The 22,471-nt window shown below is 43.5% G+C and carries 14 protein-coding genes and 2 rRNA genes (1 of these 16 cut by a window edge); 13 read left to right on the forward strand and 3 right to left on the reverse strand.

Annotated features, from left to right (window positions below; genetic code table 11):
* Window positions 1–34: 34 nt before the first annotated feature.
* The 6 genes from QE390_RS04655 to QE390_RS04680 all read left to right on the forward strand — a co-directional run bounded on the left by QE390_RS04655 (window position 35) and on the right by QE390_RS04680 (window position 8,783).
* Entirely contained in the window at window positions 35–385 is a 351-nt protein-coding gene (locus tag QE390_RS04655) for a hypothetical protein (protein ID WP_307141291.1), read from the forward strand.
* 391 nt (window positions 386–776) lie between these two features.
* Window positions 777–1,934 (forward strand): glycosyltransferase family 4 protein, encoded by a 1,158-nt coding sequence (locus QE390_RS04660; protein ID WP_307141292.1) that lies wholly within the window; start codon window positions 777–779, stop codon window positions 1,932–1,934.
* A complete protein-coding gene (locus tag QE390_RS04665) occupies window positions 1,931–2,905 on the forward strand; it encodes an NAD(P)-dependent oxidoreductase (RefSeq protein WP_307141293.1) in 975 nt (324 codons plus the stop codon). The genes QE390_RS04660 and QE390_RS04665 overlap by 4 nt, the downstream gene beginning before the upstream one ends.
* A 2-nt stretch (window positions 2,906–2,907) precedes the next feature.
* Window positions 2,908–4,044, forward strand: a complete 1,137-nt coding sequence (locus QE390_RS04670; protein WP_307141294.1) for a LegC family aminotransferase — start codon at window positions 2,908–2,910, stop codon at window positions 4,042–4,044.
* Between the two features lie 10 nt (window positions 4,045–4,054).
* Complete coding sequence (locus QE390_RS04675) at window positions 4,055–4,777, forward strand: sugar phosphate nucleotidyltransferase (protein ID WP_307141295.1); 723 nt, start codon at window positions 4,055–4,057, stop codon at window positions 4,775–4,777.
* A 1,084-nt stretch (window positions 4,778–5,861) separates the two neighbouring features.
* On the forward strand, window positions 5,862–8,783 hold the full coding sequence (locus QE390_RS04680) for a C25 family cysteine peptidase (RefSeq protein WP_307141296.1): 2,922 nt from the start codon (window positions 5,862–5,864) through the stop codon (window positions 8,781–8,783).
* 187 nt (window positions 8,784–8,970) lie between these two features.
* Here QE390_RS04680 and QE390_RS04685 read toward each other — a convergent pair whose 3' ends face one another.
* Window positions 8,971–10,884: a S9 family peptidase gene (locus tag QE390_RS04685; RefSeq protein ID WP_307141297.1), complete on the reverse strand. Its 1,914-nt coding sequence runs from the start codon at window positions 10,882–10,884 to the stop codon at window positions 8,971–8,973.
* 425 nt (window positions 10,885–11,309) lie between these two features.
* Between QE390_RS04685 and QE390_RS04690 the strand changes: the two genes are divergently transcribed.
* The 7 genes from QE390_RS04690 (at window position 11,310) to QE390_RS04720 (ending at window position 20,882) form a co-directional block, all read left to right on the forward strand.
* On the forward strand, window positions 11,310–12,002 hold the full coding sequence (locus tag QE390_RS04690; RefSeq protein WP_307141298.1) for a TonB-dependent receptor plug domain-containing protein: 693 nt from the start codon (window positions 11,310–11,312) through the stop codon (window positions 12,000–12,002).
* 7 nt (window positions 12,003–12,009) lie between these two features.
* The gene (locus QE390_RS04695) at window positions 12,010–14,505 is read left to right on the forward strand and encodes a SusC/RagA family TonB-linked outer membrane protein (protein ID WP_307141299.1); all 2,496 of its coding nucleotides are present in this window, start codon (window positions 12,010–12,012) and stop codon (window positions 14,503–14,505) included.
* Between the two features lie 48 nt (window positions 14,506–14,553).
* The gene (locus QE390_RS04700) at window positions 14,554–16,275 is read left to right on the forward strand and encodes a RagB/SusD family nutrient uptake outer membrane protein (RefSeq protein ID WP_307141300.1); all 1,722 of its coding nucleotides are present in this window, start codon (window positions 14,554–14,556) and stop codon (window positions 16,273–16,275) included.
* 119 nt (window positions 16,276–16,394) lie between these two features.
* Window positions 16,395–17,390 (forward strand): LacI family DNA-binding transcriptional regulator, encoded by a 996-nt coding sequence (locus QE390_RS04705; RefSeq protein WP_106637715.1) that lies wholly within the window; start codon window positions 16,395–16,397, stop codon window positions 17,388–17,390.
* Between the two features lie 171 nt (window positions 17,391–17,561).
* Window positions 17,562–18,635: a mevalonate kinase gene (locus tag QE390_RS04710; protein ID WP_307141301.1), complete on the forward strand. Its 1,074-nt coding sequence runs from the start codon at window positions 17,562–17,564 to the stop codon at window positions 18,633–18,635.
* Window positions 18,636–18,664: 29 nt separating this feature from the next.
* Window positions 18,665–19,525 (forward strand): sugar phosphate nucleotidyltransferase, encoded by an 861-nt coding sequence (locus QE390_RS04715; protein WP_307141302.1) that lies wholly within the window; start codon window positions 18,665–18,667, stop codon window positions 19,523–19,525.
* A gap of 10 nt (window positions 19,526–19,535) precedes the next feature.
* Window positions 19,536–20,882, forward strand: coding sequence for a Gfo/Idh/MocA family protein (locus QE390_RS04720; RefSeq protein WP_307141303.1), 1,347 nt, complete (start codon window positions 19,536–19,538; stop codon window positions 20,880–20,882).
* Between the two features lie 204 nt (window positions 20,883–21,086).
* On the opposite strand, the gene rrf is transcribed toward QE390_RS04720, so the two are convergent.
* Both rrf and QE390_RS04730 read right to left on the reverse strand, forming a co-directional pair.
* Window positions 21,087–21,198: ribosomal RNA gene (gene rrf / locus QE390_RS04725) — 5S ribosomal RNA — on the reverse strand.
* Between the two features lie 118 nt (window positions 21,199–21,316).
* A 23S ribosomal RNA gene (locus QE390_RS04730) occupies window positions 21,317–22,471 on the reverse strand; it runs 1,656 nt beyond the window's last position.

Consider the following 22,471-nt stretch of genomic DNA (forward strand, 5'->3'; position numbering starts at 1 on the left):
AGTAATTCTAAAGAACCTTCAGCCTTTTTTCTTCATGTCATACCCTTCTATTCAAACACCCTGGGCTAAATCCCCCTTTTTCGAAGAAGAACTTACCAAATATCAACTAACCCCTGCTAATAAAGCGTTAGTCAGGCATTTTGCCGAACACGGTTACGTAATCATTGATCCCGAAATCGATGAATTATTCATTGTAGAAGCGTTAGCCTCTACTAAGCCCGAATTTAAAAATCAGAATACTAATCGTCTGGAGAATGCCTGGCAAAGACATAAAACGATTCGAAAAACTTCCGCAGGCCCACGCGTACTGGCAATCCTGGAGTTATTGTACCAACGCAAACCGATCCCCTTTCAAACACTGAATTTTTCAACAGGCAGTCAATAACGATTCTATTCATTTCGATTCGGTGCCGGAATGCTTTTTAATGAAACCATTTTGGGGATCAAACTGGATTGACATTACGCCTCAATCAATGGCATATTTATTGAATTTCATCAAAAAAAATCAGCCATTAATACCTATTCCAAACTCTTCCACATACTTGATGAATATTTATTTCAAACCATTTCCATCAATGCTTCAGAGCAGGCAATAAGAACGGTCATCAATTCCAAATTTACCTTTTCTTAGTTGAAAACACCTACTTAATTAAGTACATACATTGACCTTGACAACCTGATAAGTTCAGGCGATTTATTAGTCATAAAATTCGGTCAAACTTATGATGTAACTATTTTAGACTGGTTGGATAAACATCATAGTTAACCCCTTTACTATGAAAATAATTGCGGTTCATAATATACTCTGGTCTCATTACAAGGCTCGTATTTTCAATGAAATTGAAGAAAAATCCAAACAGAATGGCTTTGATTTTCATGTGTTGCAGTTAGCCGATACAGAACAAAGTCGAGCCAATCTGGGCACTGATCTAGGGGTTCATCAGTATAGCTATCAGGTTCTGTTTCCGGGACAGTCTTTCGATAGTATCAGGTGGCTTCCCAAAACCCTAAAATTGTTAGGTAATGTGCATCGATATGCTCCGAATATCATCTACCTCAACGGTTATTATGATCCCTCCTACTGGTTTGTATGGGCTTATTGTAAAGTACGTGGAATAAAGGTTTTGTTAGATTTTGAAAGTACAGAAATAAGCCGTCAACGAAAGTGGTGGAAAGAAGCTTTGAAACGATTTTTTCTACAAAATAGTGAAGGTATAGTTTGTTTAGGAACACTAGCAGCAAACTACGCTTTAAAACTAGGAGTTCACCCAGATCGGTTATTAAGTAAAAAAAACATTGGCATTGACAATGATACTATTTACGAAATTTATAGTAAGAATTTAACTCATCGCCAAGCCAGTAAAGATCGTTTGGGTTTACCCACATTTAATTTCATTTATGCCGGACGATTTATTTATAGAAAAAACCTTAAATCATTAATTGAATGCTTCGATAAGGCTCAGAAAAAATCAGTTAACGGCCCCCTTTTTGGCCTAATACTGAGCGGAGAAGGTGATCAGAAAAGCATTCTTGAATCAACCCAAAAAAAGCTTCATAATTCTTCAGTATTTTTTATTGATTCCTGCGAATGGTACGAAGTACCCATTCGGTATACGTTGGCGGATGTTGCCGTTTTACCCAGTGTCTTTGAGCCGTTTGGTTTTTTAACCAATGAAGCTATGGTTTTCGGATTACCCGTTTTAGTATCTAATCGTTGCGGAAGTGCCATAGACTTGGTCGAACAGGGCAGAAATGGATATACGTTCGATCCATACAATCAAGAAGATTTAGTAGAAAAGATGACCTATTACATGGATAATCCCGAACAGTATCAGGCCCTGGGTAAACAGGGGCAGGAAATAATCAGAGCATGGGAACCTTCCGCCATTGTAAATGAGTTAATCGCAGCTTTTAAAAAACTTCAACCCTTATGAAAGAAAGAGTATTAGTTACGGGTGGTGCTGGATACATTGGTTCCTCACTGGTTCGCATTTTATTAACTAACGGATATAAAGTTCGAGTTCTGGATAATTTAACATTCGGCGGAGAAGGTTTAATTGAATTCTGGCTACATCCTGATTTTGAATTTATTAAAGGTGACCTAAGAGAGCTTTCCACCGTTCGTGAGTCGCTCCAAAACGTCGATCACGTCTGTCACCTGGCGGCTATCGTTGGCGAACCTCCCTGTAATAAATATCCTCAGGAAACGAAGGAAATTAACTGGGCGGCCTCCGTTCAATTATATGAATGTTGTGAAGAAGCTAAGATTAAACGATTTGTTTTTGCCTCGACGTGCAGCAATTACGGAAAAATGCAAGACCCTACCGCTTATCTGGATGAAGAATCACCACTTAATCCCATCTCATTATACGCCGAGACTAAAGTAAAGTTTGAAGAATACTTACTCAGCATTAAGTCCCAAACCGTTACCCGGACTATACTTCGCTTTTCAACCGTCTATGGGGTTTCTCCTCGGATTCGCTTTGACTTAACGGTGAATGAGTTCACACGGGATGCCGCTTCCGGTATCAATTTACTAATCTATGGAGAGCATTTCTGGCGTCCCTACTGCCACGTATACGACCTAGCCAATGCGATGTATATGGTATTAATTTCCCCCAAAGAAGTGGTAGCTAATAACTATTACAATGTGGGCGATACCCGGGAAAATTATACAAAAAAAATGCTGATGGATGAAATCTGTAAACAGATTCCTACGCTTCAGGTAAGCTATAAATCTATAGGTAGTGACCCACGTGATTACCGGGTTAATGCCGATAAAATTAAAAACCAGCTAGGTTTCCAAATCACCCGCACAGTACCTCAGGGGATTACTGAAGTAAACCAGCTCATTACTTCCCAAATTCTATCCGATCCATTCGCTCGTAAATACACCAATATCTAATCATGAACTCCATTCCACTATGCGAACCGAACCTGGCTGGTAACGAATGGACTTACGTCAAGGAAAGTCTGGATTCAAACTGGTTATCAGGTGGCAGTTATTTACGGGCCTTCGAAAAAAGTATGTGTGAATATACCGGAGCTGTTTATGCCATTGGTGTAAGTAGTGGTACTTCAGCTTTACACATCGCACTATTAGTTAATAAGATTGAAAAGAACGATTTAGTGATCGTTCCTAATCTAACATTTATAGCCACGGCTAATGCCGTGACTTACGTTGGAGCAGAACCCTTATTAATAGACATTGATTCTAAAACCTGGCTTCTGGATTTAGATGTATTAGATGAGTTTCTTACTACTCAAACGTACCAAAAGAATAATTACTGCTATTATCACAAGAGTAAACAACGGATTAAAGCCATTGTTCTGGTTCATCTGCTGGGAAATATGCCAGATATGGAGCGGTTACTGTCTTTAACTCAAAGGTATAACATCGAATTAATTGAGGATGCTGCTGGTTCATTAGGTTCTTTTTACAAGGGTAAGCACGCAGGTACGTTTGGGTCCGTGGGTACATTTAGCTTCAATAGTAATAAGATTATCACTACCGCTGGCGGTGGAATGGTTATCACTGACGATGCCCTTATTGCTCAGCAGGTAAAACATCTAATTACTCAGGCTAAAACTGGTACAATAGAATACCTGCACGATCAGATTGGATATAATTATCGATTGGTTAATCCATTAGCTGCGATTGGCTTAGCTCAAATGGAATATCTAAACTCTTTTGTCACTAAAAAGCAGAAGATTGCGGCGTATTACACGCAAGAGCTATCTACTATTCCAAATTTAGGTTTTCAAACGATAAGTCCAGGAGTTAATTCTAATTTCTGGCACTTTGTAATTACGGTTCCCAATAGTCGAAAGCTAATTCAATATTTGGCTGAATTTAAGATTGAAACCAGACCTCTTTGGATTCCTATTCAGGAGCTACCAGCTTTTAAAAACAACGTTTACATTTCAAAAAATCATACGACAGCAGGAGTCGCCAACAAGGGGATTATGCTGCCCTGCTCCACCTCTATTACCCAAGAGCAATTAGCTTTTGTAGTTAAAAAAATAAAGTCCTTTTATCTATAAACTCATCTTTATGCAAACACCTTTACAATCTTATCCCGTTCACTTTATGATCATGGCGGGAGGTAAAGGGAGTAGACTAAGTCCTTTGACAGATAGCATTCCAAAAGCACTACTCAAAATTAATCAGGTTCCTATTATTGAACGGATTGTTAATCATTTCCAAACCTTCGGCATTCAGGATTTTATTATATCTGTAGGTCACTTAGGTCAACAGATTAAAGAACATTTTGCTCAGACCAATACTTCTATTGAGTTCATTTCAGAACAACAGCCTTTGGGAAGTATTGGAGCTTTACGACTCATCCAGAACTGGAAACATAAGTACGTTTTTATCATCAACTGTGATTTATTAACAGATTTTGACGTTCATGCCTTTCTACAGGAGTTTCTGGACAGCGGTGCTGAATTAGGTATTGGGACCTATCAGCATCAAGTGAAACTTCCGTGGGGAGTAATCGAAAAAGATATTAATCGCCAATTCATAGGTATCACGGAAAAGCCTTCCTTGACTTTTGAGATTAATGCGGGCATATACGTTATAGAAAGATCTTTACTAACTCTGATTCCAGAATCTGGTCCTTATGAAGGTTGGCAATTCATCGCTACAGCCGCCCAGGCTGGTCATAAAATTAGCTGTATTCCCATTCAGGGCGAATGGTTGGATATTGGCAACTTCTCGGATTACGAGAAAGCTCAGCAAACGTTTGTCACTACTCGTACCATTACCTTTTAATAAAAAGCCCGCGAAAATGGACTAGAACCCTAAAGTTTCATAGTAGTAAACTCTTTTCCTTGTAAATGGGGCTTGATACGATACTCATGGCAATAACCCGGCATATAACTTTCATCAAAAGTCAGGGCTTTTAGTAGTCCTGACTTTTGATTGTTTTCGATCATAACCTGAAGATTGACTAATTATGTCATTGATACATACAGGAATCGTCTGTCCGGGTTTACCAATTACTTCTGATTTGTTTATATGCACATCTTTTATAACTAAAGCGAAGCCCTTGCTGGATTAGACGGGGGCTCTAATTATCATATCAAATTTGAAAATACTCTTATAAACGTGGGGACAAGTTAGGTTCCGGCAACGGGCGTTTTTCCTCAACACTATCAAAAGGCTGCCTAGTGAGACTTCACCTTACGATCCTGTGAGACTAATTTCATTTTAACACTTTACCATTGCAACTATCTTTCACAGAAGACTTAAGTTGTCCATAGGCAGTCCTTATTCGTACATACCGCTGGCTCGTATTCAACAAGCTAACTCGCTGTATCTCTTTCACAATCAAGCTATCACCTACTAATGACTTTCCATACAGAAGTCCATTCCTACCGAAAAACTGAATTTCCTGCCTGATTAACTTATTCTTAACAAGTCGTTTGGAATTTTTCTATATTTTTAACCTATGATTATTCCCCCACCAGGAAAAGGTTGTTCTCTGGCCTTGTGGGTGGTCTTTAAGTTTGGAGTCGTTACGTTTTCACTTCTAATCAAAAATCATTTGACAATTTTAAAGTATTGCCTATCACTTTAAAGAACTTAAACAAAATAAACTTTTGAGCATAGATACTTATCTAAACTAAATTGATTTAGCTAACTTAACGGTCCTATTCGCTATCTTCTCTTGAGCATACTTAAGAAAAGGTAAAAACTTGATCATTAACGTTAATAACTGGCTAATTTCGTTATCTATCTTCCTGTTAATCCATTGATTTTAAATAATTTACCAAGCTTCCCACGTAATTTATCCCTGTACCCAACCACAACTCACGCACTACGCATCAGTAGCCCCATTTCTTTAGCCCTTGATATGAAAAAAATCTACTTTTTACTGCTCGTTCTTTCACTAGGCTGGACGACAAAATCCTTTTCCCAACAGTTTGGCAATGAATGGATTAATTACCAGCAAACGTATTTTAAAATTCCCGTCACTCAGAAAGGGATTTACCGGCTTACTTACACTGAATTGCAAAATGCTGGTTTTGATTTAAAAGCAAACCCTCAACAAATTCAGCTTTTTAGAAGAGGGGTTGAGCAGGCCATCACCGTCGTAGGAGAAGGAGATGGTACATTTGATACAGGTGATTACGTTGAATTCTTCGGGGTTGGTAACGATGGTTCCCGTGATGCGGAACTGTATGTACCCAAGGAATCCCACCATAACCCATATGTGAGTTTATTTACGGAAAACTCTTATTACTTCCTGACACTGACGGTCAATGGACAGAAGGGAAAGCGGGTGAGCACTCCGACACCTCCCAGTAAAGGTACCCTGGCAGCAGAGCCTTATCACTGGGCGGAAAATGTCTCTCTCTTCACCTCTCATTATGACGTCGGGCCAGCCTATTCCAGTGCGTACACGCAGATGAATTTCGAACGGGGCATGACTTTAGCCAGCTACGGAGTCGGAAAAGGGTATATGGATTCCCCTATCGGTAATAATAACCGGAAAGCGTATAATCTACCTTTAGAGAATCCATACCAAGCCGAGGCAAATACGGTAAAACCTCGTCTGAGCATTTCGTTATTTACCGCCAACATTGGTAATCACGAGATTGAGGTTAGCATCCGTCCTTCCTCATCTGCCGCAGAAAATACCATTCTGACCTTTCCAACGACGACCGATTACCAAATCCTAAAAAATAGTGCTGAATTTGACTGGAGTTTTTTAACTAACTCGAGTTCACAGGCTGTTGTCTATTCAAAAGTTGGTTCTGCCAGTGTCATTTATTTTAAGTTTACCTATCCTCAACTTCTGAATTTATCTGGGGTTACTCAGGGAAAGGCAATCAATACCCGTACAAACCCCAGTGGTACGTCCCTTCTGCAATTCAGTAATGCCAACACCAATGATCAACTCTATGACGTTACCGATTTAAACAATATTCAGCGAATTCAATCTTCTTTCACTTCGAACACGTTAGAAGCCGTAGTAAGCAACACCCAGCAAGCTCGCAATTTTTGGGTCAATCGATCATCAGGCTCGGTCTCTAAAATTGAGAAGATCAATTTCATTCCTATTGATCCTTCGCAGGTTAATTACCTGATTGTAACGAATAAAGTGCTCCGCCAGGCTGCTGGTGGATCTTCGGATATCGTACAAGCCTATGCCGACTACCGGGCTTCCGTAGCAGGCGGAGGTTATAAACCTCTGGTGGTAGATATGGACGTACTGTCGAATCAATTTAACTATGGAGAACGTAGTGGTTTGTCCATTCGCAATTTCGCGGGGTACATGCTGAAAAACGGTTCTCCAAAGCACCTGTTTCTGATTGGTCGAGGGATTTTTCCGCAGTACTTCCGTTTCGGCTTGGATGAGCAAGGGATGGCAGACAATAGTTTAGTACCAACAGGGGGATGGCCGGGTTCCGACTGGCTATTAGTCAATGGTTTAAATGGCGAACCCGCCAACGTACCCGCTATTGCTGTAGGCCGATTAAATGTTACGAAGCCTGATGAAATTGCCTCTTATTTAAGTAAAATCAAAGAGTACGAACTTAGTAAGAATCAACCCTGGAGAAAGAAGTTTTTATACCTGAGTGGTGGGCATACGGATTACGAAAGAAGCAGTTTTACGGGATATGCCACCGATTTTAAGAATATTGTTGAAAATGCTCCTCTACAGGGAACAGGTAAAATCATCTCAAAAACGACTAATCAAAACGTTGAAACGATCGACGTATCGCCAGATGTAAATGATGGTACCAGTATGATTACCTTTTTTGGCCACGCTTCTACGAACTACACCGATATTAATATTGGGCTAGCTTCCCAAAGCTCTTATACCAATAAAGGGAAGTACCCCATCATATTTGTTAATGGGTGTGAGGCAGGAAATATCTTTTACTACAATGCCCCGGAAACTGTAGGTAGCAATTGGGTAAACACGCCTGATCGAGGAGCCATCGTCCATCTAGCTTCTTCGTTTTTGGGCTGGCCTTTTTATCTGAAAGATTACTCTAATACTCTTTTCACAAAACTTACTGACTCGGAAGGATTAGACAAAACCTTTGGAACAAATCTGGTAAGAGCAATAAAAGCGTTCGTAACCGCAAGACCTAACGATGCCATGACAGTAGGTCATGCCCAGGAATTTGTCCTTCAGGGCGACCCGGCTATTGTAGCCTACTCCACTAGTAGTTCCCTGCCCGTTAGTCTGATTTACTTCAAAGGCCAGGTAGAATCCAGTGCTGGTAAAAAACTTACCGATGTGGAGGTCCATGCTATTCCTGAAAACATAGGAGTACTCACCTGGGAAGTAGCACAGGAGAAAAATATTTTGGGCTATACCGTTGAAAAAAGCCTAGATGGTAAAAACTGGGCAAGCATTGGATTTGCTGCTTCTAAAAACGTTCCTTCGGGTATTTACACCTTCTATGATACTAAACTTCAAGTAGGTACGGCTTACTATCGTCTAAAAATCAATGAAGCTTCAGAACCAGATCATTACAGTAGAATCATTGCACTAAGCCTGGCTCCAACCTACGGTTTAGTTGCCTACCCGAACCCTGCTAGTACGGATATTACCATCAGCGTAAAAGAAAACACCAATACTAAAGCCCATTCTATACAAGCCGTATTGCTCCACATTACCGGGCAGACCGTATGGAAAGGGGAAATTCGCAATGGCAAAGCCCTTATCCCTGTGCAGGGACTAACCAGGGGTGTCTATACGTTACAAGTGAACGACGGTGTCAGTATCCAACAGCAAAAGATTTTGGTTACTCCGTAAGAGGTACCCATACTAAAATTACGTTAATACTACCTGACGTACAGTTCAGAACACATGTCTTGGACTGTACGTCTTTTTATTTCACTACTAGTATACAAATGCATACGGTTACACTATCTAAGGACTAATTTTTACGCCTCTACCAATAAAAGAGAGAGGCCTGAACCAGACCTCTCTCTTTTCTAACTTACTTCAGCGTCTCTTCTAACCACTGATAGAACTCCCGCTGCCAAACAATGGCATTTTGGGGACTCAGCACCCAATGGTTTTCGTCGGGTAAGTATAACAGCTTACTTTTGATGCCACGTAACTGAGCTGCCTGAAAAGCCTGCAAACCCTGCTCGATGGGAACCCGGTAATCTTTTCCACCCTGAATAATGAAAATGGGTGTATCCCACTTATCTACAAAGTTACTGGGCGACTGGCTAAACGAACGTTGAGCTACTGCGTTTTTCTTATCCCAGTACGGACCACCTTTTTCCCAGTTTTCAAAGAATAATTCATCGGTGGTACCGTACATGCTGCGAAAATCATAGATGCCATCATGAGCAATGAACGACTTGAATCGCTTGTTGTGCATACCCGCCAGAGCAAAGGCCGAATACCCACCAAAACTCGCTCCAACGCAGGCACGGCGATTTTTATCCACAAAGGATTCCTTCGAAACTTCATCAATGGCACTCAAATAATCCTTGAGCACCTGACCGCCCCAGTCTTTACTTACCTGCTCATTCCATTGTGTACCGTGACCGGGCATGCCGCGACGATTAGGGGCCACAATTACGTAACCCTGCGAGGCCATTAGCTGAAAATTCCAACGGAAAGAATACGATTGCGTCAGCGGTGACTGTGGTCCGCCCTGACAGTACAACAACGTAGGGTATTGTTTAGATGGGTCAAACTGAGGGGGATATATCACCCATACCAGCATTTTCTTTTTATCCGTTGTCGTAATCCAGCGGCGTTCGGTTTTGCAGGTTTCCAGTGATGACATAGCCGCATCGTTTACATGCGTCAGCGTTTGGATGGTTCCCTTCGTTAGATCAATGGAAACTAACTCCGCTGGATGATTCATATCCGTTCTACTGGCAATGAGTTGATTTCCAACCTGACCAACGATCCCACTTATGTCAAAATCTCCTTTGGTTACCTGAGTAATCAAAGGGTTCATTTTGGTAAGTCCGGGATAGGTCACCTTGAAAATCTGAAGCGTGCCATCTATGGGAGCCCAGAAAAACAGAGCCGTTCCGTCTTCACTCCACTTGAAACCTTCCACATGAATGTCGTCCCGCTGAGCGGTAAGGTTCATCGTAGAAACGCCATTAGATACGACAATATCCTGTTTATCAGCTTCGTACCCATCACGTTTCATTTGCAGCCAGGCAAGCTGTCCTTTATTGTTGTACTCAGGACTTACATCATAGCCCTTATTGTCGGGCGTCAGATTTTTCGTCGTTCCGGTGGTCAGATCGTACTCGTATAAATCGGTATTCGTACTTACGGCATAATCCGTTCCAAATTTCTTTTTTGTTACGTAGACCACTCGCTTGCCGTCAGGATTCCAGATGAAATCCTCATCACCACCGAAAGGTTTTTGCGGAGAATCATGGGGTTCACCGGGCATAATATCTTTGGCTTCGCCAGCTTTCCCATTCACTAAAGGAGCCACAAAAATGTGGTCAAAAGAGCCATCCTCCCAGGTATCCCAGTGGCGATAATTTAAAGACGTAAAGACGTAAGCGTCTGATTTGGGTAAGTCCTTATACTTGTCGGAACCCTTAATGTCAAGCACTTTTACTTCTTTGGTACTCAAAATATGCTTACCATCTGGAGAAATTTTAGGGTTAGCCAACAGGCCTTCCGTCGTAGAAATTTCCTGAGCTTCCCCGCCTGAAAGAGCTACTTTATAGAGTTTTCGGCTACTCTTATTAGTCTCCAGTTGAGGTGTACTCACCGCATACACCACAAACTTTTTGTCTTTCGAAATACCTAAGCCCGTCACCCGACCCATTTTCCAGAGTAACTCAGGAGTCAGCCGATTTTGTGCCTGCGTTGCCAGTGACACCAGAAGCATGCCACCCAATAGCCAACGATTTTTCATACGCTTATCAAAAAATTGAGTTAAAAACTTGCAGCAAAGGTAAGCTCCTCCGTGGTTAATCCAGCTTTCTCAGTGGCAGTCTTGCCCTCAACAATTCTGCTTCATTCATAATTTTTTTGAGATTTTTTAAAATATTTTTAATAACTATTAAAACGAAATAAAATTTTGACTAACCCATCGCGAGGCTTAGCATTATACATATAGTTCAAAATATTATAGATATATTCATATATAAAATCTTTTTTTTATTTGGTTTTCTTCGCTGAGATTTTCCTCAAAAACACCGTCTTAATCCTACTCGTACGTCTCTAAAATTTGACAATACGTAGAATAATTTATAATAATTGCAGACAAATTACCGCCGCGAGCAATATATCCTCAGTTCTTAATCTATTACTCTCTCTATGAAAAAACGACTAATTTTTATGTGTACGATCCTATTTTGGATGGTACAAATGGTTCATGCTCAAGATCGTCGGGTAAGCGGCAAAGTCAGTGCCATAGACGGACAATCAGTGCCGGGGGTAAGCGTACAGCTTAAAGGCACAACGCGAGGAGTAAATACCGACAATAATGGAAATTTTACCATTGCAGTGAATAGTAACTCCGACGTGCTGGTATTTACTGCCGTCGGATACCGATCTCAGGAAATCATCGTCGGCAATCAGACCATCATTAATGCAACGCTGGTGGAAGAAAGCCGTGCTCTCGATGAAGTTGTCGTAACGGGTTATGGCTCCCAACGGAAAAAGGACATTACTGGAGCCGTAACGGTTGTGAAAGGTGCGGACCTGACCGCTTTACCAACCGCTAACTTAACCCAGGCTTTGCAGGGTCGGGCCGCTGGGGTAACCGTCGGTACGGATAACTCGCCCGGTGGTGGAACGATGGTTCGTATACGTGGATTTGGTACGATCAATAATAACTCTCCCCTTTACATTGTCGATGGCGTTCCAACGCAGGGTACGCTCAATAACATTAACCCAAATGATATTGAAAGTCTTCAGGTTCTGAAAGATGCTTCGGCGGCTTCCATCTACGGAGCCCGGGCCGCAAACGGAGTAGTAATCATCACCACTAAAAAAGGGAAACCTCGGAGAGCCCAAGCTTACCTTTGATACCTATGTGGGCATTCAACGTCCGGGTAAATTCCTGAACCTGCTGAATTCTCAGGAGCTGGGTCAGCAAATCTGGGCTTCGGCTAAAAATGTGGGGGTAACGCCTAGCCACGGCCAGTATGGTAGTGGAGCCAACCCTGTAATTCCAGATTACATCTACCCTTCAGGGGCCTTTGAAGGCGATCCTCGCGTGGCCCAGGATGGGAATGGCAACTACATTTATTATACCCACGATTTACGAGACCCTGAATTGGGTAAAACCAAATTCATGATTACAAAAGCCAGCAAAAATGGTACGGACTGGCAACGGGAAATCTTCAATCCTGCCCTGATCCAGAACTACCAGTTAGGAGCCAGTGGTGGTACGGATAAGGGTGCTTACGCGATTTCTTTCAATTATTTCAATCAGAAAGGAATCATGAAATACACCAATTACAAACGCTATTCAATGCGGGCGAACACTGAATTCAAGCTCAAAAATCGGATTCGGGTGGGTGAAAACCTGACGGTTTCGTACGATGAACGCGTGGGTATCACTAATAACGATGAATCGAACCCCATTGCTTTCGCCGTTCGGATGAATCCGTTGATTCCGGTTTATGACGTAGCCGGAAACTTCGCCGGGGCCAAAGGTGCGAACTTAGGTAATGCCCGTAACCCAGTAGCAGAACTGTACCGGAATAAAGACAACGTAACCAAAGGCGTTCACTTGTTTGGTAATGCGTTTGCGGATATTGATCTTTTGAAAGGATTAACGTTCCGTACCAGTCTGGGGATTGAATATAACCTCTATAACTTCGCTCCCTTTACCCCACTCGATCCCGAGTCTCCCGAAGCTCGTAACACGAATAACCTTCGCGTAGAAAACCGTTACGATAACTCCTGGACCTGGTATAACACCCTGACTTACAACAGAACTTTTGGCGATCACAGCATTAACGTACTGGCGGGTACCGAAGCCATTGCTACGTATGATTACATTTTTGATGCCACCCGTAGTAACTACGCTTTCGAAGATCCTGATTATCTGTACCTGAATGCAGGTAGCCCCCTGGGTCTGCAAAACAGTGGTCGTGGAGCCAACCGATCTCGGCTATTTTCTTTATTTGGTAAAGTGAACTACTCCTATAAAGATATTTTCCTGGCCGATTTTACCCTGCGTCGTGATGGTTCTTCCCGCTTTAGTGCCGCAAACCGTTATGCCGTATTCCCCGCCGCCAGCGTTGGTTTACGTTTATCCGAACTAGCTGCTTTAAAAGAGGTAGGCTTCCTGTCGGATTTAAAACTTCGGGTGGGTTGGGGAAGCACGGGTAACCAGAACATTCCCAACATTTACAACGCCTATACGCTGTACGAATCAAGACCAACTGAAAACCATTCTGACATTAACGGCTCCAGAAATTCCATCGTTCCTGGTTTTGACCTAGTTCAATTTGGTAATGACCGGGGTAAATGGGAAACCACTACTTCGACTAACGTAGGTTTCGATGCCAGTTTATTTAACAATAAATTACAGTTCGTTTTTGACTGGTATATCAAGAAAACCAAGGATATGCTGAGCCAGATTGACGTACCTTACGCCTTAGGGCAGGCTACGATTCCTTACACTAATATTGGTGATATGCAGAATAAGGGCGTTGACCTTTCGCTAAACTACATGGGCCGGGCTCTGGATGGCAAAGTACGTTTCACGGTTGGGGCAAACTTCTCAACGTATCGAAACAAAGTACTGAAAATTAACGATGACCCTTCGTCAATCAAGTTTGGTTTCAGTACGCGTCTGCCCGCGATGAGTGCCACGAAGGTAGGTGAGCCGATCTCTTCCTTCTATGGCTACGTAATCGATGGCATTTTCCAAACCGACGAACAAGCTAAGAATGCCCCTCCAGCTTTTGGAACCTATAACCGGGCCGGTTCATTCATCTTCCGGGATGTGAATGGAGATGACGTGATTACTTCTGCTGACCGTACCTTCATTGGTAACCCCCACCCTGATTTTACGTATGGTCTTAACGTTAGCGTTGGTTACAAAAATTTTGATCTGACCTTATTTGGACAGGGCGTACAGGGTAATGACCTCTTTAACTACATGCGTTACTGGACTGATTTCAACACTTTCCAGGGTAACCGTAGCAAACGAATGCTGTATGATTCATGGGTTCCTGGTAAAACGGACGCGTTACTTCCCCAGCTGCGTTCTACCGATGCTACCAGTGCTCAGGTATCTACTTACTTCGTAGAAAAAGGCTCTTATTTCCGTCTGAAAAACATTCAACTGTCGTACACCATTCCTTCGGTTCTTCAGAAAAATCTGGGCTTAGGTACGTCGCAGATTTATGTTCAGGGACAGAACCTGTTCACGATTACCAAATATACCGGACTTGATCCCGAGGTAAACCTGCGTCGTTCGGGCGAAAGTGGTCAGGATACCCACCTGGGTGTGGATGAGGGAGCTTATCCCGTATCACGTAACCTGATTGTAGGTTTACGCCTGAGTTTCTAATTCTCAATTATTAGATTAAAGTAAAACGAATTCTACTTAGACATTCCTATGAAAAAAAATATAATCGCGGTTTCTCTGGTAATGGCGGGACTTCTTTCTTCCTGCGGGGATTCCTTCCTTGATGTGAAACCTCAGGGGGTAGCATTGGTGACGCAATTGAATAACAAAAGTGGAGTGAATGCCAGCTTAATTGGAGCCTATTCTTTACTGGACGGAATTGGTTCAGGAGGTACCAACTGGCACGGAGCAGTTTCGAACTGGGTATACGGTGGCGTTGCTTCCGATGACTGCTACAAAGGTTCAGATGCCAGCGATCAGCCCGAAATCACCGGGATCGAACGCTATGAAGTGCAGCCCGCTTTCGTGCATATGCGGGGGAAGTGGCGAGTGGTTTACGATGGTGTTTCCCGTTGCAATGAAGTTATTCAATTGGTAGCCAAAACGACCGACATGACTGACGCTGAGAAAACCCAGGTAATCGCCGAAGCCCGTTTCCTGAGAGGCCATTACCATTTCGAAGCCAAGAAAATGTGGAATATGGTGCCTTACATTGATGAAAAAATCTATAATCCATCAGATCCTAACTCAGTGAAGGTGCCTAATGATAAAAACATCTGGTCTAACATTGAAGATGACTTCAAGTATGCGATGGATAACCTACCTGAGACGCAATCGCAAAAGGGAAGATGTACCAAATATGCAGCAATGGCTTACCTGGCGAAAGCTTATCTTTTCGAAGGAAAGTATTCTACGGCCAAGCCCCTGCTGGAAAGCATCGTAGCCAGTGGTAAGTATCGCCTGGTGGATTACCATGATAACTACAAAGCAGCAACGAATAACAATGCAGAATCTATTTTTGAAGTACAGTTCTCAGTGAATGATGGTACCAACGGTAATAATGGTAATGCAGGGGATGAGTTAAACTGGCCCTATTTTTCGGGGGCTCCCGGTGGCGGTTGCTGCGGTTTTTACCTGCCTTCATCGAACCTGGTGAATTCATTTAAAACGGATGGAAACGGATTACCCATGCTGGATACTTTCAATGATACCGATTTAAAAAGCGATCAGGGTTTAAAGATTACGGATTCTTTCACGCCAGATACGGCTCCGCTTGATCCACGACTGGATTGGACCGTAGGTCGCCGGGGCATTCCATTCCTGGACTGGGGTGCTATGCCGGGTGTTACCTGGATTCGTGATCAGACTTATTCAGGACCTTATACGGGTAAAAAATGGATGTATTATAAAGCCGAAGAAGGAACCAATACTCACTCTACTAACAAACGCCGGGTTGCCAACAATTACCGCATGATCAAGTATTCACACGTGTTACTCTGGCTAGCTGAATGTGAAGTAGAAGCGGGTAACCTGACGAAAGCTCAGGATTACGTGAACCAGATTCGGAAGAGAGCGAAAAACAGTACTTACGTAACGACCTCCGATGGGAAACCAGCCGCCAATTATGTGGTAAATGAATACCCTAGCGGTTCATCTGCCTTTGCCAATCAGACTGCGGCTCGTAAAGCCGTTCGTTTCGAACAGCGTCTGGAATTTGCGATGGAAGGCCACCGATTCTTTGATCTGGTTCGCTGGGGTATTGCCGATCAAACGTTGAATACCTATCTGCAAGCAGAAAGTAAAAAACGGACCTATCTCAATGGGGCCAGTTTTACAAAAGGAAAACATGAGTATTTCCCCCTTCCGGTTGATGAAATCAATAACAGCTATGTAAATGGTGCCCCGACTCTAAAACAGAATCCGGGATATTAATTAATCAACCCTTACCGAAGCGAGCCCCGTTCAGATCTGGACGGGGTTTCTTTTTATAGTTCATTCCGCTTTTTCTGAGTATCTTGAATACTTTAGCGTATTCATTTAGCACTGGATTTATGAGCGTCTCGATTAAAGAAATAGCCCGTCGGTTAAAAATTTCTCCTTCTACTGTATCGAGAGCTTTGCAGAACCACCCCCGCATTGGCTTACGTACGAGGGAGCGGGTGCAGGAATTAGCTCAGGAACTTAATTATATTCCCAGCACGACCGCACGAAACCTGCGAAGTGGGAAAACCTTTATGCTGGGTGTAGTAGTACCCGAAATTCAGGAAAATTTCTTCTCTAAAGTTATTAACGGTATTGAAGAGTTAGCCTTCCAGAAAGGATATACCGTTGCTCTTTATCAGTCACACGATCAATACGAACGCGAAAAGCAGGTGCTGGAAGTATTATCCCATCAGCTAGTAGACGGTATCATTTTATCCGTTGCGAAGGAAAGCCGACAATTTGATCACGTTCAGAAATTAATTAATCACCACATTCCGCTGGTTCTTTTTGACCGTATTCCACCTTCCATTACTACCCATCAGGTTAGTTGTGACATGGAAGCCGGAGCTTACGAAGCTACTTCCTTTTTAATCAAAAAAGGCTTCAGGCGAATCGCCTTACTCAACGGTCCTTCGGCACTGGTGGCTAGTCAGGAACGGTACCAGGGTTACCTCCGGGCGTTACAGGAGGCAGACATCCCTTTGCAGCAAAACTTTATTCAATCCACCAATTTAAGCTCGGAAGAAACCCGTCAACAAATGCAGGCCTTGCTGGAGTTGCCCAATCGACCTGACTCCGTTTTAACCTTCAATGATTATGTGGCTCTGGATGCGATGGGTGTTTGTCGTAGTAAAGGGTTACAGCTTAATAAGGATATTTCCTTTGTTAGCTTTGCTAACCTTCCCATGAATGCTTACCTCGAACACCCTCCATTAGCATCCCTGGAGCAACACCCCTATCAGATGGGGTTCCAGGCCACGCAAATTTTGCTGGATGCCATCTCCGGTACAAAAACCGAATTTGAAAAGGTTGTTCTTCAGCCAGATCTTATTACGCTTTCCTAATCCATTCTTTTTTTATATCTGTTGAAAATTTGTGCATTCGTTTGTTCAGTTCTGTGCAAACGAATGTGCAGTTCAATAGGCCTGAAATTACCCGTTTCAGGTAAGGCTTCACTGATAATTGTTCTGTTTTCTAGCGTATTTTAGTCCAGAGTTTCTCTTGAACCATCACTTATGTCTAACACTCTAACCGTTTCTGCCCCGGGCCGAATTTGTCTCTTTGGCGAACACCAAGATTACCTGGGTTTGCCCGTCATTGCAGCGGCTATATCCCTGCGACTACGAATCACGGGTACGCCACGGGAGGATCGAAAAATTCATATTGATTTACCCGATATTGATCAGAACGAATCGTTCTACCTTCAACCAGAAATTCCTTACGAAAATGAAAGGGATTATTATAAAAGTGTCCTGAATGCCTGGCATCGAAAGGGTGCCTCCCTGAAGAGCGGCTTTGACCTAAGTTTGACGAGCTCGATTCCTATTAATGCCGGAACATCCAGTTCGTCGGCCCTGGTCGTTGCCTGGTCTTATTTTCTTGCTCAGTTCGCCCCTCAGGGAACACCCCTACTGGATTTAGCGGATTTAGCGTATAAAGCGGAAGTCGAAGAATTTGGAGAACCCGGTGGTCGGATGGATCAAACTTCTATCACGTTTGGAAATGTCATTTATCTGGAATCGCAGCCAGCTCCTTACGTCGAAACGCTTCCCCCCATTTCAGGAACATTCGTTTTGGGCGACTCCCAACAAGCCAAAGACACGCTTGGTGTTCTCAAGCACGTCAAGTATGGAATGCTGGATGCTATCAAAAAGATCAAAGCTTCCGATCCATCTTTCTCTCTACATACCTATCCAGCAGCAAAGGCTGAGCAGTATAAATCATTGCTTACTTCGGATGAATACACTCTTTTAAAAGGCAACCTTTCAGACCGCGACATTTTACGGGAAGCGAAACGTCTGCTCCAATCTTCCGACCCGGATCCAATAACATTCGGAGAACTTTTAAATGCCCATCAATTCAATCTGCGGGAAGCGAAACGCATTTCTACGCCTAAAATCAATCGCATGATTGATTATGCATTGGAAGCTGGAGCCCTGGGAGCTAAAATCAATGGCTCGGGCGGCGGTGGATGCATGTTTGCCTACGCTCCCGAAAAGCCTGAAGTGGTAGCCGAAGCTATCGAAAGGGCAGGTGGAAAAAGCTACATCATAACGATTGACGAAGGCGTTCGCCTGGAAAATAACTAGTTCAACTGATTTACTTCTTACGTAAACCAATGAATAAACGATTACTAATTCTTGCCGGAGGCATGTCGTCCCGCATGAAAAAAGCCGCCGAGAATATCCAATTGGATCAGCAACTCATTCAGCAGGCTGATACTTTAACGAAAGGTATGATTCAGGTTGGTTCGGCGGGTCAATCACTTATTGATTATCAACTAAAAAATGCTCAGGATGCCGATTTTAATGAAGTGCTTTTACTACTTCATCCCGAAGATGCACTGACGCAAGAGTATTATGAGTCGGCGGCTACCCAACAAAAATATGCAGGGTTATCTTTTCGCTACGCCCGCCAGTTCATCCCCGCAGATCGCCAAAAGCCAGCTGGAACAGCCGATGCCGTATTACAAGCTTTGCAACAAACGCCAGACTGGCAAATCGGACGGCTGGTCATCTGTAACAGCGATAACCTGTATTCCATAGAGGCATTAAACGTATTATGGAACAGTGAAAAGCCGAATGCATTGATCAGCTACGATCGAGAAGCTTTACGCTTTGCACCGGAAAGAATCCAGGCTTTCGCGGTCATCCGAAATGATGAAGAAGGTAACTTAATTGATATTCATGAAAAACCCAGTCAGGAAGAAATTGATAGTATTCTTGAAAAAACTGGGCGGGTAGGTGTAAGTATGAATCTCTTTGTAGTGGAAGCCGAAAAAATTCTTCCCTGTCTGGAAACCACTCCTTACCATGCAACGCGTAATGAGAAAGAGTTACCCACGGCAATTAATAAGCTGGCTACGATAGAAAAAGTGGCTGTGTTCCCTCTATCCGAAAACGTTCCTGACCTTACCAATAAACAGGATATTCTGACGGTTCAGAATTATCTCAAGGCTCATTATTCATCACTTAACTAACCTCCATCGTATGGAAAACCGTAGAACCTTTATTAAAAACATATCATTGACAGCCGCAGGCATGGCTCTATCTCCAGCTATTCTTAAAGGAGCGGTAAATGATCAGAAAGTACGTTTAGGATTTATTGGTGTTGGTTTAAGAGGAAGGGAACACGTTAAGAATGCCATTCTTTTCCCACAGGTTGAAATCAATGCCATTTGCGACATTGACCCTGCAACGATTGAGATAACCCAGAAAATGCTGCGAAATGCGGGACGAAAAGAAGCAGTAGTATATGGTAAGAATGACCATGACTTTGAAAACATGGTCAAGCGGGATGATCTGGATGGAATTATTATTGCTACTCCATGGGAATGGCACGTACCCATGGCAGTATCAGCGATGAAAGGTGGTAAATATGCAGGAGTAGAAGTTTCGGCTACCGTTACTCTTCAGGAATCCTGGGATCTAGTTAACACCTTCGAGAAGACGGGTTCACACTGCATGATTCTTGAAAACGTTTGTTACCGAAGAGATGTGATGGCAGCTTTGAACATGGTCAGACAAGGCTTGTTTGGAGAATTAACTCATTTGGAATGCGGCTACGAGCACGATTTAAGAGAAGTAAAATTTAATGATGGGAAAAAAGCGTATGGAGGAGGTGTTGAATTCGGGGCGAAAGGATTTTCAGAGGCAAAATGGAGAACCCAGCATTCTATTGATCGCAATGGAGACATTTATCCTACCCATGGATTGGGGCCGGTTGCTCAAATGATCAATATTAATACTGGTAACCAATTTCAGTATTTAGTATCCATGGCAACCAAACCACTAGGACTTCATAAATACATCGTAGACAATGGCGGAGAAAACCATCCAAACGCGAAAGTGAAATTCAAGTTAGGAGATCAGGTACAAACCATGATTAAGTGTGTCAACGGAGAAACTATCTTAGTTACCCATGATACGAATAGCCCCAGACCCTACTCATTAGGATTCAAAGTTCAGGGTACGAATGGTTTATGGATGGACGAAGGAGATCAGATTTATATTGAGAAGAAAAGTCCTAAACCCCACCAATGGGAAAAAGATACGGACTATATGAAACAATATGATCACCCCTTATGGAAGAAACTGGAAAGCAATGCTCAGGGAGCTGGACACGGGGGCATGGACTATTTTGTAATCAGAGAATTCATCACTTCCATTCAGGAAAAACGCAGCCCAGCCATAGACGTATACGATGCGGCAGCTTGGTCAGCTATCAGCCCTTTATCTGAAGAATCCATAAAAAAAGGCTCTGCCCCCATTCAAATTCCAGATTTTACCCGAGGGAAATGGAAAAATCGAAAATCTACATTCGGTATAGAAGCTTAATAACAAAAGGCCTGCAAAAAATGCAGGCCTTTTGTTTGAATTAATTATTTCTAAAGCCTATTGGTAATAGGAGTGGTATTTCGCAAGCAGTAAGTATGGGCATTACGCTCCCGTGAACAGTTATAGGATAGGAGTAGCCAGGCTAGGGAGTGAAGCAAAAAAACGACTCCTGCATCCCGGCAGGAGTCGTTAGGAATTATAAGGGGGAGGCGATTACCTACTTTCCCGGGGGTAAACCCAGTATCATCGGCGGAGCGGGGCTTAACGGCCCTGTTCGGGATGGGAAGGGGTGAACACCCGCCCTATGATCGCCATTGGCTCTTTGGGTTGCTAATCTCCGTAGAGTCAGCTTCCGATGCCTATCGAGGTGTTCCCTCTTTTGAACGTGATGTGAAAAACAGAAAAGTATACCTAAGCAACAATAAAGTTAATTTAAAAAGAAGTCTTGGAGGCATTAGTACTACTCGGCTTTGTTGTCACCAACTTTAGACCTGTAGCCTATCAACGTCATCGTCTCTGACGGCTCTCATAGGAATTCTCATCTTGAGGCAAGTTTCGCACTTAGATGCTTTCAGCGCTTATCTTCACCCGACGTGGCTACCCAGCGGTGCTCCTGGCGGAACAACTGGTCTACCAGCGGTCGGTTCAACCCGGTCCTCTCGTACTAAGGTCAAGCCCTCTCAAAATTCCAACGCCCACCACAGATAGGGACCGAACTGTCTCACGACGTTCTGAACCCAGCTCGCGTGCCACTTTAATCGGCGAACAGCCGAACCCTTGGGACCTTCTCCAGCCCCAGGATGTGACGAGCCGACATCGAGGTGCCAAACCTCCCCGTCGATGTGAGCTCTTGGGGGAGATCAGCCTGTTATCCCCGGAGTACCTTTTATCCTTTGAGCGACGGCCCTTCCATTCGGAAACCGCCGGATCACTATCTCCCACTTTCGTGCCTGCTCGGCCTGTTTGCCTCACAGTCAAGCACCCTTCTGCGATTGCACTCTACGCACGGTTACCAAGCGTGCTGAGGGTACCTTTGAAAGCCTCCGATACTTTTTTGGAGGCGACCACCCCAGTCAAACTACCCATCATGCATTGTCCAATCTAATGTTAGACTCCCAGCAACCGGAGGGTGGTATTTCAACGTTGGCTCCTCGATGCCTAGCGACACCGACTCATAGCCTCCCACCTATCCTACACACCAGTTACCAAAAGTCAGTGCAAAACTGTAGTGAAGGTTCACGGGGTCTTTCCGTCCCGTGGCGGGTAAGCGGCATCTTCACCGCTACTACAATTTCACCGAGCTCACGGCTGAGACAGTGCCCAGATCGTTACACCATTCGTGCAGGTCGGAACTTACCCGACAAGGAATTTCGCTACCTTAGGACCGTTATAGTTACGGCCGCCGTTTACTGGGGCTTCGATTCAATGCTTCGCCTTGCGACTAACATCCCCTCTTAACCTTCCAGCACCGGGCAGGTGTCAGGCCTTATACGTCAACTTTCGTTTTAGCAAAGCCCTGTGTTTTTGTTAAACAGTCGCCTGGGCCATTTCTCTGCGACCACATCGCTGTGGTTCCCCTTATCCCGAAG

It is taken from the genome of Siphonobacter sp. SORGH_AS_1065 (assembly GCF_030818595.1).
GTDB lineage: Bacteria > Bacteroidota > Bacteroidia > Cytophagales > Spirosomataceae > Siphonobacter.

Excerpts from the sequence above, each read along its gene's own strand:
- QE390_RS04690 (WP_307141298.1), top strand. The coding sequence starts at position 11,310 with ATGTGTACGATCCTATTTTGGATGGTACAAATGGTTCATGCTCAAGAT.
- QE390_RS04710 (WP_307141301.1), top strand. The coding sequence starts at position 17,562 with ATGTCTAACACTCTAACCGTTTCTGCCCCGGGCCGAATTTGTCTCTTT.
- QE390_RS04705 (WP_106637715.1), top strand. The coding sequence starts at position 16,395 with ATGAGCGTCTCGATTAAAGAAATAGCCCGTCGGTTAAAAATTTCTCCT.
- QE390_RS04675 (WP_307141295.1), top strand. The coding sequence starts at position 4,055 with ATGCAAACACCTTTACAATCTTATCCCGTTCACTTTATGATCATGGCG.
- QE390_RS04700 (WP_307141300.1), top strand. The coding sequence starts at position 14,554 with ATGAAAAAAAATATAATCGCGGTTTCTCTGGTAATGGCGGGACTTCTT.
- QE390_RS04655 (WP_307141291.1), top strand. The coding sequence starts at position 35 with ATGTCATACCCTTCTATTCAAACACCCTGGGCTAAATCCCCCTTTTTC.
- QE390_RS04665 (WP_307141293.1), top strand. The coding sequence starts at position 1,931 with ATGAAAGAAAGAGTATTAGTTACGGGTGGTGCTGGATACATTGGTTCC.
- QE390_RS04660 (WP_307141292.1), top strand. The coding sequence starts at position 777 with ATGAAAATAATTGCGGTTCATAATATACTCTGGTCTCATTACAAGGCT.
- QE390_RS04720 (WP_307141303.1), top strand. The coding sequence starts at position 19,536 with ATGGAAAACCGTAGAACCTTTATTAAAAACATATCATTGACAGCCGCA.
- QE390_RS04715 (WP_307141302.1), top strand. The coding sequence starts at position 18,665 with ATGAATAAACGATTACTAATTCTTGCCGGAGGCATGTCGTCCCGCATG.
- QE390_RS04685 (WP_307141297.1), bottom strand. The coding sequence starts at position 10,884 with ATGAAAAATCGTTGGCTATTGGGTGGCATGCTTCTGGTGTCACTGGCA.
- QE390_RS04680 (WP_307141296.1), top strand. The coding sequence starts at position 5,862 with ATGAAAAAAATCTACTTTTTACTGCTCGTTCTTTCACTAGGCTGGACG.
- QE390_RS04670 (WP_307141294.1), top strand. The coding sequence starts at position 2,908 with ATGAACTCCATTCCACTATGCGAACCGAACCTGGCTGGTAACGAATGG.